Below are 12,109 nucleotides of genomic sequence, written 5' to 3' on the forward strand. Positions count from 1 at the left end.
GGGTCAAATTCGGTCGCGCGTGGTCTGGCGATGGGTTTGCCCGTGCATCGACGCGAAAAACGCACGCGCATCCAGGCAGTCCCGGGCGATGCCTGCCTTCAGGGCGTCCAGACCTTCGTACTTCAGTTCGTCATGCAGTTTGTGCAGCAGCTCCACCCGGATGATTTTACCGTACCCACCCACAGGCCCCAGGGCGGCGGGCCAGTCCAGGCAATGCGTCTCCAGCAGCACGCGTCCGCCGTTCACATCGTGTGGGTCCAGCGACGGGCGAATCCCCAGGTTCGCGACGCCGGGCAGGGGCAGGTTTGAGAGACCATGCACCTGCACCGCGAAGATCCCGCTGGCGGCCGGCTTCCAGTGGGCGAAGCGCAGGTTCAGGGTCGGGAAACCCAGGTCGCGCCCGAGCTTGCGTCCGTGCACCACATGGCCGCTGATGCTGTAGGGGCGCCCGAGCAGGGCCGCCGCGTCGTCCATGAGGCCCTGGCCCAGCGCCTCGCGCACTGCGGAGCTGGACACGCGCAGGCCGTGCACCTCGTAGCTGTTCATGCGCGCCACGTCGAACCCGGCCGCGGCGCCGGCGGCATCCAGCATGGCGTAGTCCCCCGCGCGCTTGGCGCCGAAGCGGAAATCGTCGCCCACCAGCACGTATTGGGCGCCCAGGCCGCGCACCAGCACGTCATCGATAAAGGCCTGCGGCGGCAGGGAGGCAAGCCGCGCGTCGAACGGCATCACCACGGTCTGGTCGACGCCGCAGCGCGCCAGCTCGGTCAGCTTGTCGCGCAACGTGCCGATGCGCGCCGGCGCCAGCTCGGGTTTGTGCGCCAGGGCGGCAAAGTAGTCGCGCGGATGCGGCTCGAAAGTCATCACGCAGCTGGGCACGCCGCGGTGCCGCGCCTCGTTGCTCAAGAGCGCCAGCATGGCCTGGTGGCCGCGGTGCATGCCATCGAAGTTGCCGATCGTCAGTGCGCAGGCGGTGGAGATGCCGGGGTAGTTGAAACCACGAAAAATCAGCATGGCATGTTATCTTTTTGATAGCAGATCGCGCCCGTCGAACATGGGCCTGACGCTAAATTGTCATGAAAAGAGTATATTGTGACTCAGCCGGGTCGCCGCCGTCGTGCCGCGATCGACTTGAAAGTGCATCGCTGCGTGCCAGTAGTTTTTAAACTGTTGTTGGAGGCGTGTTTTGAAGGTCTTGAAGCTGTCAGCCCAGGGGTTGCCCCAATCGTGGATTTCACTGGAACAGGCAGTGATTCACTATGCCGCCCGGGAAGTGCGCTGGGAGGTGGGGGGCGAGGTGGCCGTGTTCCGCGGTGGCCACAATGCGGTCTCGGGTGAGCAGTCGATCATCACGGTCAACAGCATCATCGGCACCCGCGGTGTGCCCAACATCAACCCGTTTCACCTCAAGCCCGGCCTGACCAACAGCAAACTGTTTGCGCGCGACCGCAACATCTGCGCCTACTGCGGCAACCAGTTTCATGAGGAAGAGCTGACGCGCGAACACATCATTCCGTTCGCGCAAAATGGCATCGACAAGTGGATGAACGTGGTGACCGCCTGCCGCGCGTGCAACCACCGCAAGAGCAGCCGCACACCCGAGCAGGCCCACATGCCGCTGCTCTACACCCCGTATGTGCCCAGCCTGTGGGAGGACTTCATCCTGCGCAACCGCCGGATTCTGGCGGACCAGATGGAGTTCCTGATGGCGCATCTGCCCAAGACCTCGCGCCTGTACAGCTGACGCGCCGGGCGCGTCTCGCGCCCTGTGTCTGCTGCGCCGACTTCAGTTCGTCAGTTCCAGCACGACCGCATTGTTCCCGGCCGCGGGCCAGGTGCGTCCGGTGATCCGCTCGCCGTTGAATTCGGCCGTGATGGCACGCATGCCGGCCTGGGCAGTCTTGAGGGTCGAGCTCGAAACACCGGCGACGCCGGCGGGCGGGACGCCAGGTGGGGGCGTCTGGCCGTCGAAGCTGATTTTGTCGCGCACGGCATCGAAATAGCCGCGCGGGCGCGTCAGCGTGACGACCGAGCCGGCGCCCGGGTCACCAGCCTTCAGACGCTCCGGGTGCATGTCCACGATGCGGCTCGAGCGCGGGAACGGGCTGCGGTAAATGTGCGTGGTGGCGTAGCCCGGCGCGCTGATGACGAACTCGTACGGCACACCGGCTCGTGCCTTGAACGGGCCCCACAACCCGTCGGCGGCAATGGTTTTGCTGAACGCGGCGGCGCCGATGCGCTCGCCCGTGGCGGGGTCGGTCGCGTAGATGGCGAGTTGCGCGCCGGCCAGCGGCAGGTTGTTGCTGAAGTCGCCGGAGGCGGGGTCGCTGGATTGCACGCCCAGGCCGGTGACCTTGCCACTCAGCACGGGTGCGGCCTCGGGCACGATGGCCAGCGTGCGAGGCGCGTGGCCGGTGATGAAGGTGTACATGGCGCCGAAGGCCGCGGGCGAAAACGCGGTTTCGCGATGGTCGACACGCGGGATCACCACGTTGGTCGCGCCCTTGAGCGCCGGGCCCTCGAACGTGACATTGGTGGGCTTGCCCTTGGCGCCGATCCACAGACCGTCGGGCTGGGCGTACTTGTCGTTGCTGTCCGAGCGGATCGTCAGCCACTTCACGCCGGGCGTGACTTCATCGCCGTTCGGACCCTTGGGCGCATTGAGCCCGGTGAGGAATGGCCCGGTGCCCGAGAATTCATTGCCTTCGTTGAAGCCCTTGATGGCCCAGACGCCGTGGTTGGGCGTGCCGCCCAGGATGGCCTGGCTCACGGTCTTGTCGCCGCCGCCGTTCTGGATGTAGTTGCGAATCGCGTTGCCGCCGCGCGAGTTGCCCACCAGCACCACCTGGCGGGCCCCGGTCGCCTGGCGCACCTTGTCCACTGCGGCGCTCAGGTATGCCATGTTTTCGATGGTTGACGAGCGTCCGGCCTGTGGCTTGCTGTCGTCGTCGCGCGCCAGCGGGTAGGGCACATCGATGGCATGCAGGCGATCGGCCGGCCAGCCGTTCGACTCGAAGCGCCAGATCGTGGTCTGCCAGAGCGCGGCGCTGTCGCCATTGCCGTGCACGAAGACGATGGGCGGGGCTTCCCGCAAGCGGGGCCCGGTGGCGCAAGCGGCCAGCACCAGCGTGCTGGTCATCAAAGCGAGGAACAGGCGGCGGGTGGTCATCATGGCGCTCTCCAGTTTAAATAAAAAAGCCCGCAAGCCCAGGACCTGCGGGCATTGTTTGCTATCAATGCCGAAGCATCAGGCGAACACGCCGGCCTTGTCCTGCATGCGCTGCGAGACCTCGCCCAGGTGGTGCAGGGTATCGCCAAAGGTCATCTCCATCTGCGTGAGCCGCTTGAAGTAGTGGCTCACGATGTACTCGTCGGTCACGCCGATGCCGCCGTGCAGCTGCACCGCCTGCTGGCCGACAAAGCGCATCGACACGCCCAGCTGGTACTTGGCACGCGCCAGCGCCCGGCGCCGTTCCTCGGTCGGCGCGTTGAGCTTGAGTGCCGCGTAGTAGCTCATGGAGCGCGCCAGCTCCAGCTGCATTTTCATGTCGGCAATGCGATGGCGCAGCGCCTGGAAGCTGCCGATGAACACGCCGAACTGCTTGCGCGTGTTCAGGTACTCGGCCGTGATTGCCATCGTCTTGTCCATCACGCCCACGCCTTCGGCGCAGGTGGCGGCAATGCCGATGTCCACCGCGTGCTCCAGTGCGCTCAAGCCGTCGAGCGTGATCAGACTGGCCGGGGCCTCCTTGAGCGTGACTTCGGCGGCGCGGCCGCCGTCCTGCGTGCCGTAGCCGCGGGTGCTGACACCGGCGGCGCTGCGCTCCACCAGGAACAGGGCCAGCTTGCCAGCCACGGTGGCGGGCACGATAAAGGCGTCGGCCTGGTCGCCAACGGGAACTATGCTTTTGGTAGCGCTCAACGTCCAGCCGGCACCGGCTTGCGTCGCTTGGGCTGCGCAGGCATCGAGCTGGTAGCGAGCCGCGCGCTCCTGATGGGCCAGCACGACGAGGGCTTCGCCGCTGGCAATCCTCGGCAGCCACGCGGCCTTGACGGCCTCGGGCGCGTAGCCCGAGAGCACGCCGCCCGCGATCAGCGTCTGCACCAGCGGCTCCAGCACGATGCCGCGCCCGAGCTCCTCCATCACCACCATGCCCTCGACCGGGCCCATGCCCAGGCCGTCATGGGCTTCGGGGATGTACAGGCCGGCCAGGCCGAGCTGCGCGAGTTCGGTATAGGCCTCGCGCAAGAAGCCGCCGGCCTTGACGATGTCGCGGCGGCGCTCGAAGCTGTAACCCTTGTCCACCCATTTGCGCACCGCGTCGCGCAGATGTTCCTGGTCGTCCGTGAAATCAAAATCCATTTGTCACTCCTAGTGAAGCTCTTGCTGGAGCCCCCTCCTGGAGGGGGCGCGGGGGAGCAGTGTTGTCGGGCAAAGCCCGGACTGTTCTACGGCTTTAGCCGAGAACAGTCTGGGCGACGATGTTTCGTTGCACTTCGTTGCTGCCGCCGTAAATGGTGGTCTTGCGCAGGTTGAAGTAGGTCGAGGCCAGCGGTGCGCAGTGGGCGGCGCCCCCGGGCCAGAGGCCCCCCAGGGCTTGGTCGCCCTGCCAGCCGGCTTCCATCGCCTCATGAATGAGGGGCAGGCTGTAGGGGCCGGCGGCCAGCATCATCAGTTCGCTGTAGCGCTGCTGGATTTCGCTGCCGCGGATCTTGAGCAGGCCGGCCACGTCGAGCGAATTCTTGCCCGACTTTTCGGCCGACAGCACGCGCAGCACCATCATCTCCAGCGCCACCACATCGACTTCGAGCTTGGCGATCTCGTCGCGGAAACGGGTGTCGTCATACACGCCCTCCGCCTTGGCGATGCGCTTGAGGCGCTCGAGTTCGCGCTTGGCCCGGTTCACGTCGGCGATGTTGGTGCGCTCGTGGCTCAGCAGGTGCTTGGCGTAGGTCCAGCCCTTGTTCTCCTCGCCGATCAGGTTCTCGGCCGGCACTTCGACATTGTCGAACCAGACCTCGTTGACCTCGGCCTCGCCGTCGAGCAGCACGATGGGGCGCACCGTGACGCCGGGCGACTTCATGTCGATCAAGAGGAATGAGATGCCGGTTTGCGGCTTGCCCTCGGTGCTGGTGCGCACCAGGCAGAAAATCCATTCGCCGTACTGGCCCAGCGTGGTCCAGGTCTTCTGGCCGTTGACGATGTATTTGTCACCCTGGCGCTCGGCCCGGGTCTTGACGGACGCGAGGTCGGAGCCCGAGCCCGGCTCGCTGTAGCCCTGGCTCCACCAGACCTCGCCGCTGGCGATGCCGGGCAGGAAGCGCTTTTGCTGCTCGGCGTTGCCGAAGGCCATGATCACGGGCGCCACCATCACCGGGCCGAACGGCACCACGCGCGGCGCACCGGCCAGCGCGCATTCTTCCTCGAACAAATGCTTTTGCACCGCGTTCCAGCCCGGGCCGCCAAACTGCGTGGGCCAGCCCCAGCCGAGCCAGCCTTTTTTGCCCAGGATCTTGGCCCAGCGCTGCATGTCGTCGCGCGACAGGCGCAGGGCGTTGTGAACTTTTTGCGAGATGTCGGGGGGCAGGTTCGCGTGCACCCAGTTGCGGACGTCTTCGCGAAACTTCTGTTCTTCGGGGGTAAAGGCCAAATCCATTCGATAAATCTCCAGTGAATGCCGGGCAGAATTGCCGTTTTTAGCACGACCGTTCGATTGCTTCTGTCCAAGTGGCGACAAGCCCGGCTGCAGGCATAGTTTTGCACGCTTTGCGGGTGTGGCGCCAGCACGTTTTCCTGTCGGCCCCCGACGGGATGGCCAAGCGCGTCCGGGCGAGCCTGATAATTCCGCCAACTATGAAAAACATTGTGATTTTGATCTCGGGCGAGGGCTCCAACATGGCCGCCATCGTGCGGGCGGCCCAGCGTGACGGTTGGCGCGAAAAATTGGATGCCCGCGTGGCCGCCGTCATCAGCAACAAGGCCGCGGCCAGGGGCCTGGTCTTTGCGCGCGAGCAGGGCCTTGCGGCCGAGGTGGTCGAGCACACGGCGCACCCGTCGCGCGAGGCGTTCGACGCCGCGCTGGCCGCGGCCATCGAGCGCCATCAGCCGGCGCTGGTGGTGCTGGCCGGTTTCATGCGCATCCTGACGCCGGATTTCGTCAGTCGCTACGAGGGGCGGCTGCTCAACATCCATCCCTCGCTGTTGCCGGCCTTTCCGGGCCTGCACACGCACCAGCGCGCGATCGGGGCCGGCTGCCAGGTGGCCGGCGCCACCGTGCATCAGGTGACGGCGGAACTGGACCACGGCCCGATCCTGGCGCAGGCCGTGGTGCCGCTCTTGCCGCACGACACGCCCGACACGCTGGCCGCGCGGGTGCGCACCCAGGAGCACCTGCTCTACCCGCGCGCGATCGCGCAGTTGCTTCCAAATTTATAGCTTATCGCGCATATCCAGCAAGGGCCACAGGCGCTTTTCATTCATAAACGCGGGTGAACCGGGCTTGTGCCACGCCGTCGATCACGACGTCTTCATTGAACATCGCCGCAGGCCGCACCCACAGGCCGTGCTCGCCGTAGAGCGCGCGGTACAGCGTCAGGGGTTCCAGTGTTTCACTGTGGCGCGCGGTACCGACGACCTCGTACAAATTCCCTTTGTAGTGGCGGTAGCGCCCGGGCGGTGTGGTGATCAGCGGCGGCAGGGATTCTTCGGACATGATGGGCAGCGGATGGAAAAAAGACGTGCATGGGACAATCGCAAGCTATGCATCCTAAAGCCCTGCTTGACGCCTGCTCTGAACTCGTCAGACTGACCCTCAAGTTCGATCACCCGGCCGACTCCATCGTGTCGCGCTTTTTCCGCGACCACAAGGAGTTTGGCCCGCGCGAGCGCGCCACGCTGGCCGAGACGGTCTATACCGTGCTGCGCAAGAAGCTGCTGTTCGACCACTTCGCGCCCTCGGGCAGCGGTCCCAAGGAGCGCCGGCTGGCGATTCTGGGTTTCTACGGCCCGCGCGATTTTCTCAAGAGCGCCTTGAGCGACCAGGAGAAAAACTGGCTCGACCAGTGCGACCAGATCAATGTGGCTGACTTGATGGAGCGGCACCGTCACAACCTGCCCGAGTGGCTGGTGCAGCCGCTGCGCGAGCAGCTGGGGGACGAGTTCTGGCCGCTGGTCGACAGCCTGAACAAAAGCGCGGGGCTCGATTTGCGCGTCAACGCCTTGAGCGACAAGCGCCCCGAAGTGCAAAAGGAGCTGGCCAAGGCTGGCATCAAGTCGGTCGCCACGCCGTACTCGCCCTGGGGCCTGCGGCTGGACAGCAAGCCCGCGCTGACCAAGGTGGAGGCCTTTGCGCGCGGCGCGATCGAGGTGCAGGACGAAGGCTCGCAGTTGCTGGCGCTGTTGCTGGACGCCAAGCGCGGCGAAATGGTGGTGGATTTTTGCGCCGGCGCGGGCGGCAAGACGCTGGCCATTGGCGCGTGCATGCGTAACACCGGGCGGCTGTATGCGTTCGACACCTCGGCGCACCGGCTCGATGCGCTCAAACCGCGGCTGGCGCGCAGCGGGCTGTCCAACGTGCACCCGGCGGCCATCGCGCACGAGCGCGACGAGCGCATCAAGCGCCTGGCCGGCAAGATCGACCGCGTGCTGGTCGATGCGCCGTGCTCAGGCCTGGGCACGCTGCGCCGCAATCCGGACCTCAAATGGCGACAATCGCCCCAGTCGGTGGCCGAACTCGTGGTCAAGCAGACGGCGATCCTGCAAAGTGCCGCCCGGCTGCTCAAGCCTGGCGGACGGCTGGTGTACGCCACCTGCAGCGTGCTGCCGCAGGAAAACGAGGCGATTGCCCAGGCGTTTACCGCCGCAAATAGTGAGTTCACCCCACTCGACGTGGGGGAACTCCTGTCCAATCTAAAGATCGAAAACGCCATGAGTCTATGCAGTGGTCCTGTCAAAGGTACCGAATACCTGCGGCTGTGGCCGCATCGGCATGGAACAGACGGCTTCTTTGCCGCCGTTTGGGTGAAAAATTAACCCCCAAAGCCCCGATATTTGCAAGAGTGCTGGGTCTCAATATCTATTTTTCTTGCGCCATCATAAAATGAAGAGCTTTTACCCAGGCGAGTGATGCCTGCAAAAAGCTTACTGAAAAGGCTTGTTGAAATGTTATTACCTGACTGGGCCGTGCTGAACGCGGGCATCGATTGGCTCGCCAACGGATTGTGGAACCTGTCCTGGTGGGAAATCGTGCTGTACACGCTCGTGACCACCCACATCACGATCGCCAGCGTGACGATCTACCTGCACCGCCACCAGGCGCACCGCGCCCTCGATCTGCACGCGATTCCAGCGCATTTTTTCCGTTTCTGGCTCTGGCTGGCGACTGGGCAGGTCACCAAGGAGTGGGTCTCGATCCACCGCAAGCACCACGCCAAATGCGAAACCATCGACGATCCGCACAGCCCGCAGGCGCACGGCATCAAGAAGGTGTTCTGGCAGGGTGCCGAGTTGTACCGCGCCGAGTCCAAAAACCAGGAAACCCTGAGCAAGTACAGCCAGGGCTGCCCGAACGACTGGCTCGAGCGCAACGTGTACACGCGCTACAGCTGGCAGGGCGTGGGCCTGATGATGATCATCGACCTGGCGCTGTTTGGCGCCGCCGGCCTGACCGTGTGGGCGGTGCAGATGGTCTGGATCCCGTTCTGGGCCGCCGGCGTGGTCAATGGCGTGGGGCACTTCTGGGGCTATCGCAATTTCGAGGCGCCGGATGCCAGCACCAATGTGTCGCCCTGGGGCATCATCATTGGTGGTGAAGAACTGCACAACAACCACCACACCTATCCGACGTCGGCCAAGTTCTCGGTCAAACCCTACGAATTCGACATCGGCTGGGGCTATATCAGGTTGCTGGAAAAGGCCGGCCTGGCCCATGTCAAGAAGACCGTTCCCAGGCTGCAGCTCGGCGCCATCCAGCCGGTGGCCAACGAGAAGACGCTCGAAGCGCTGATCGCCCACCGCTACGAGGTGATGGCGGGCTACGCGCGCGACCTGCGCCGTGCCTGCAAGGCCGAAATTGCGGCGCTCAAGGCCAGGCAGGGCGATGTATCGGAGCTGGAGTCCGCCCGGCGCTGGCTGCACCGAGACGCCGACAAGGTGCCCGCTGGCGCCGTGCCGCAACTGGCCCAGGCCCGCGCCGCGCACCCGGTGCTGGACAAGATGGTGACCATGCGCGAAGAGCTGCGCCAGCTGTGGCTGAATACCTCGCAGTCGCGCGAGCAACTGGCCGCTGATCTGGCGGCCTGGTGTCACCGCGCCGAGGAAAGCGGCATCGCTGCCTTGAGAGAGTTTTCCATCAAGCTGCGCGCCGTGCGTGCCTGATGCTTCGGGGTCAACGCCCCCGGTTGCCTCAAAAAGCCTGCAGCCGCGGGCTTTTTTTGTGCACCGCGCGCGCCAGGGTGAGATGCCGCGCGGCGCACACGCCGCTGCACTTGAGTCGCGTCACCGGCTTGTGTGCTTGTCGAAAATCACCAGGGCGATTCCCCCAAGAATGACGACGGACGCAACGAGCAGGCGTGGCGTCATGGATTCGCCGAGCAGCACGATGGCGCCCACGGCGGCGATGACGGGCACACTGAGCTGGACGCTGGCCGCGCTGGTTGCCTTGAGCCCACGCAATGCGGTATACCAAATGGCGTAGCCTACACCGGACGCAAAGGCGCCTGACGCGATGGCATAGCCGATTCCCCAACTGTCCAGCGAGGTCCGCGCCAGCATCGCCGCGCTCAAGCCCACCGCAAAAACCCCGCAGCGCAGGAAATTCCCCGCGGTCACGCGGATCGGGTCCCGGGTGCCCCTGCCGCGCAAGGAGTAGATACCCCAAGCCACGCCGGCGGCCAGCATGAGCGTGGCCTCACGGAGCGGCGGGGCCGACAGCCCGGGCAGCAGAAGTCCCACCAGTCCGCCAAATGCGAGCACCAGACCCGTGATCTGCTGCGCCGACAGGTGTTCACCGATCCACAGTCCACAGCCGATCATCGTGACCTGCACGGCGCCAAACAGCAACAGTGCGCCTGTTGCGGCCGGCAGACCGACATAGGCAAACGAGAAACAGGCTGCATAGCAAAAAAGTGCAAACGCCGAGGGCCAATTCCCCGATGTGCTTGGTGCGCCGCCGCGGATTCGCACGATCAGCCACAGCGCCAGGGCGCCGGAGAGGATGCGAATGGATGTGAAGCTGGCCGGGTCAATGCCGGTGTTCTTCAGGGCCAGCCGACACAGCAGGGAGTTGCCTGCGAAAGCCGTCATGGCCACGCATGTCAGGGTCAATACCCGCGCATGTGACATTGGAAAACGGCCCGACAAGTTGAACTTGGGGGTAGTCTAGGGCTGATCCGGCGCGCGCGGCAAGCCGACAGCGCCCGCGAGCCACTGCAGCAAAAAGAAAAGCCCGCAACAGCGGGCTTTTCATGGGAGAGGCAAGCCGAACTACTTCAGCTTGATCTCCTTGTATTCCACATGCTTGCGAGCCTTGGGATCAAACTTCATGATCGCCATTTTCTCGGGCATGGTTTTCTTGTTCTTGCTGGTGGTGTAGAAGTGACCGGTACCGGCCGTGGATTCCAGCTTGATTTTTTCGCGTCCGCCTTTGCTTGCCATGATGGTGCTCCAGTAATGTGGATTTAAGCCTGGCCGCGTGCGCGCAGATCTGCGAGCACGGAGTCGATGCCGTTTTTGTCGATCAAACGCAGGCCGGCGTTCGAGATGCGCAGGCGGATCCAGCGGTTCTCGGTCTCGACCCAGAAACGGCGGTATTGCAGGTTCGGCAGGAACCGGCGCTTGGTTTTGTTGTTGGCGTGGGAAACATTGTTCCCGACCATCGGGCCTTTGCCCGTGACTTCACATACGCGTGCCATGAGGACACTCCGATATTTTTCAACGGCCGTCATCAGGCGATGAAGGCCTCACCTCGCCAATTGAATAGGGTGGCGGTAACCCGTTTTGCTGAAGTTCAGCCCGTAGAGGGTGAATTCTGCAAAGCCTTGAATTATAACGGTTTCCCCAACAGCCCCGGTTACTGCTCCAGAAAGCGCTGGGCATCCAGTGCGGCCATGCAGCCCGTGCCCGCGCTGGTAATGGCCTGGCGGTACACATGGTCCTGCACGTCGCCGGCGGCAAAAACGCCGGGCACGCTGGTCATGGTGGCGAAGCCCTGCAGCCCCGTTTTGGTGATGATGTAGCCGTTCTTCATCTCTAGCTGGCCCTGGAAAATTTCCGTGTTGGGCCGGTGCCCGATGGCAATGAAGCAGCCCTTGAGCATCAGGTCATGGGAGGCACCGCTGTTGACGCTCTTCAGGCGCACCCCGGTGACGCCCGAGGCGTCACCCAGCACCTCGTCGAGCACGGTGTGCAGCTTCAGCTCGATCTTGCCGGCAGCCACTTTCTCCATCAGCTTGTCGACCAGGATCGCCTCGGCCTTGAACTTGTCGCGGCGGTGCACCAGGTACACCTTGCTGGCGATATTGGACAGGTACAGCGCCTCTTCCACCGCCGTGTTGCCGCCACCCACCACGCAGCACACCTGTTCGCGGTAGAAAAAACCGTCGCAGGTGGCGCAGCCGGAGACGCCTCGCCCCATGAACGCCGACTCGGACGGCAACCCCAGGTACTGCGCCGACGCGCCCGTGGCCAGGATCAAAGCGTCGCAGGTGTACTCGAAGCTGTCGCCCTTGAGCGTGAAGGGCCGCTGGCTCAAGTCCACCGCGTTGATGTGATCAAAAACGATCTCGGTATTGAAGCGCTCGGCGTGCTCCAGAAAACGCTGCATCAACTCGGGGCCCTGCACGCCGAGCACATCGGCGGGCCAGTTGTCCACGTCGGTCGTGGTCATCAGCTGGCCGCCCTGTGCGATGCCGGTCACCAGCATCGGTTTGAGGTTGGCGCGCGCCGCATAGATGGCGGCGGTGTAGCCGGCGGGGCCGGAGCCCAGAATCAGGACGCGGGCGTGTTTTGTGTTAGACATAGTTACATTCGGAAATGGAAAGCCACAGGGCGGTGTACAGTTTGGGGTCGGTTACAAGGTATCAACCCTAAACCCACGTGCGTCATTGTAAA

At 64.2% G+C, this 12,109-nt stretch carries 13 protein-coding genes; 4 read left to right on the top strand and 9 right to left on the bottom strand.

The window, feature by feature from the left end; translation table 11 throughout:
* Window positions 1-3: 3 nt before the first annotated feature.
* Window positions 4-1,014 carry a bifunctional riboflavin kinase/FAD synthetase gene (locus EUB48_RS05575; RefSeq protein ID WP_142817986.1) on the bottom strand — a complete coding sequence of 337 codons (1,011 nt, stop codon included), beginning with the start codon at window positions 1,012-1,014 and terminating at the stop codon, window positions 4-6.
* 172 nt (window positions 1,015-1,186) lie between these two features.
* On the opposite strand from EUB48_RS05575, the gene EUB48_RS05580 reads away from it, so the two are divergent.
* A complete protein-coding gene (locus EUB48_RS05580; RefSeq protein WP_142817987.1) occupies window positions 1,187-1,744 on the top strand; it encodes an HNH endonuclease in 558 nt (185 codons plus the stop codon).
* Window positions 1,745-1,786: 42 nt separating this feature from the next.
* Here EUB48_RS05580 and EUB48_RS05585 read toward each other — a convergent pair whose 3' ends face one another.
* The 3 genes from EUB48_RS05585 to EUB48_RS05595 form a co-directional block, all read right to left on the bottom strand.
* Entirely contained in the window at window positions 1,787-3,169 is a 1,383-nt protein-coding gene (locus EUB48_RS05585; protein WP_142821108.1) for an alpha/beta fold hydrolase, read from the bottom strand.
* Between the two features lie 78 nt (window positions 3,170-3,247).
* On the bottom strand, window positions 3,248-4,363 hold the full coding sequence (locus tag EUB48_RS05590; protein WP_142817988.1) for an acyl-CoA dehydrogenase family protein: 1,116 nt from the start codon (window positions 4,361-4,363) through the stop codon (window positions 3,248-3,250).
* A 94-nt stretch (window positions 4,364-4,457) separates the two neighbouring features.
* Complete coding sequence (locus EUB48_RS05595; RefSeq protein ID WP_142817989.1) at window positions 4,458-5,657, bottom strand: acyl-CoA dehydrogenase family protein; 1,200 nt, start codon at window positions 5,655-5,657, stop codon at window positions 4,458-4,460.
* A 197-nt stretch (window positions 5,658-5,854) separates the two neighbouring features.
* Between EUB48_RS05595 and purN the strand changes: the two genes are divergently transcribed.
* On the top strand, window positions 5,855-6,436 hold the full coding sequence (gene purN, locus EUB48_RS05600) for a phosphoribosylglycinamide formyltransferase (RefSeq protein ID WP_142817990.1): 582 nt from the start codon (window positions 5,855-5,857) through the stop codon (window positions 6,434-6,436).
* Between the two features lie 37 nt (window positions 6,437-6,473).
* Here purN and EUB48_RS05605 read toward each other — a convergent pair whose 3' ends face one another.
* Window positions 6,474-6,713 (bottom strand): DUF1653 domain-containing protein, encoded by a 240-nt coding sequence (locus EUB48_RS05605; RefSeq protein WP_142817991.1) that lies wholly within the window; start codon window positions 6,711-6,713, stop codon window positions 6,474-6,476.
* Between the two features lie 47 nt (window positions 6,714-6,760).
* On the opposite strand from EUB48_RS05605, the gene EUB48_RS05610 reads away from it, so the two are divergent.
* Both EUB48_RS05610 and EUB48_RS05615 read left to right on the top strand, forming a co-directional pair.
* Window positions 6,761-8,032, top strand: coding sequence for an RsmB/NOP family class I SAM-dependent RNA methyltransferase (locus EUB48_RS05610; RefSeq protein WP_142817992.1), 1,272 nt, complete (start codon window positions 6,761-6,763; stop codon window positions 8,030-8,032).
* 129 nt (window positions 8,033-8,161) lie between these two features.
* Window positions 8,162-9,376, top strand: a complete 1,215-nt coding sequence (locus EUB48_RS05615; protein ID WP_142817993.1) for a DesA family fatty acid desaturase — start codon at window positions 8,162-8,164, stop codon at window positions 9,374-9,376.
* 120 nt (window positions 9,377-9,496) lie between these two features.
* Here the strand turns inward: EUB48_RS05615 and EUB48_RS05620 are convergent, their stop codons facing one another.
* The 4 genes from EUB48_RS05620 to trxB form a co-directional block, all read right to left on the bottom strand.
* On the bottom strand, window positions 9,497-10,342 hold the full coding sequence (locus EUB48_RS05620) for a DMT family transporter (protein WP_142817994.1): 846 nt from the start codon (window positions 10,340-10,342) through the stop codon (window positions 9,497-9,499).
* A 141-nt stretch (window positions 10,343-10,483) separates the two neighbouring features.
* Complete coding sequence (gene rpmG, locus EUB48_RS05625) at window positions 10,484-10,654, bottom strand: 50S ribosomal protein L33 (RefSeq protein WP_048439087.1); 171 nt, start codon at window positions 10,652-10,654, stop codon at window positions 10,484-10,486.
* 23 nt (window positions 10,655-10,677) lie between these two features.
* Complete coding sequence (gene rpmB / locus EUB48_RS05630; protein ID WP_077560348.1) at window positions 10,678-10,911, bottom strand: 50S ribosomal protein L28; 234 nt, start codon at window positions 10,909-10,911, stop codon at window positions 10,678-10,680.
* Window positions 10,912-11,069: 158 nt separating this feature from the next.
* A complete protein-coding gene (gene trxB / locus EUB48_RS05635) occupies window positions 11,070-12,017 on the bottom strand; it encodes a thioredoxin-disulfide reductase (protein WP_142817995.1) in 948 nt (315 codons plus the stop codon).
* Window positions 12,018-12,109 lie beyond the last annotated feature (92 nt).

Origin of the sequence: Rhodoferax sediminis (assembly GCF_006970865.1) — a bacterium.
In the GTDB taxonomy this organism is placed as follows: Bacteria; Pseudomonadota; Gammaproteobacteria; order Burkholderiales; family Burkholderiaceae_C; genus Rhodoferax_A; species Rhodoferax_A sediminis.

Excerpts from the sequence above, each read along its gene's own strand:
- trxB (WP_142817995.1), bottom strand. The coding sequence starts at position 12,017 with ATGTCTAACACAAAACACGCCCGCGTCCTGATTCTGGGCTCCGGCCCC.
- purN (WP_142817990.1), top strand. The coding sequence starts at position 5,855 with ATGAAAAACATTGTGATTTTGATCTCGGGCGAGGGCTCCAACATGGCC.
- EUB48_RS05605 (WP_142817991.1), bottom strand. The coding sequence starts at position 6,713 with ATGTCCGAAGAATCCCTGCCGCCGCTGATCACCACACCGCCCGGGCGC.
- EUB48_RS05585 (WP_142821108.1), bottom strand. The coding sequence starts at position 3,169 with ATGACCACCCGCCGCCTGTTCCTCGCTTTGATGACCAGCACGCTGGTG.
- EUB48_RS05615 (WP_142817993.1), top strand. The coding sequence starts at position 8,162 with ATGTTATTACCTGACTGGGCCGTGCTGAACGCGGGCATCGATTGGCTC.
- EUB48_RS05590 (WP_142817988.1), bottom strand. The coding sequence starts at position 4,363 with ATGGATTTTGATTTCACGGACGACCAGGAACATCTGCGCGACGCGGTG.
- EUB48_RS05620 (WP_142817994.1), bottom strand. The coding sequence starts at position 10,342 with ATGTCACATGCGCGGGTATTGACCCTGACATGCGTGGCCATGACGGCT.
- rpmB (WP_077560348.1), bottom strand. The coding sequence starts at position 10,911 with ATGGCACGCGTATGTGAAGTCACGGGCAAAGGCCCGATGGTCGGGAAC.
- rpmG (WP_048439087.1), bottom strand. The coding sequence starts at position 10,654 with ATGGCAAGCAAAGGCGGACGCGAAAAAATCAAGCTGGAATCCACGGCC.
- EUB48_RS05610 (WP_142817992.1), top strand. The coding sequence starts at position 6,761 with ATGCATCCTAAAGCCCTGCTTGACGCCTGCTCTGAACTCGTCAGACTG.
- EUB48_RS05595 (WP_142817989.1), bottom strand. The coding sequence starts at position 5,657 with ATGGATTTGGCCTTTACCCCCGAAGAACAGAAGTTTCGCGAAGACGTC.
- EUB48_RS05575 (WP_142817986.1), bottom strand. The coding sequence starts at position 1,014 with ATGCTGATTTTTCGTGGTTTCAACTACCCCGGCATCTCCACCGCCTGC.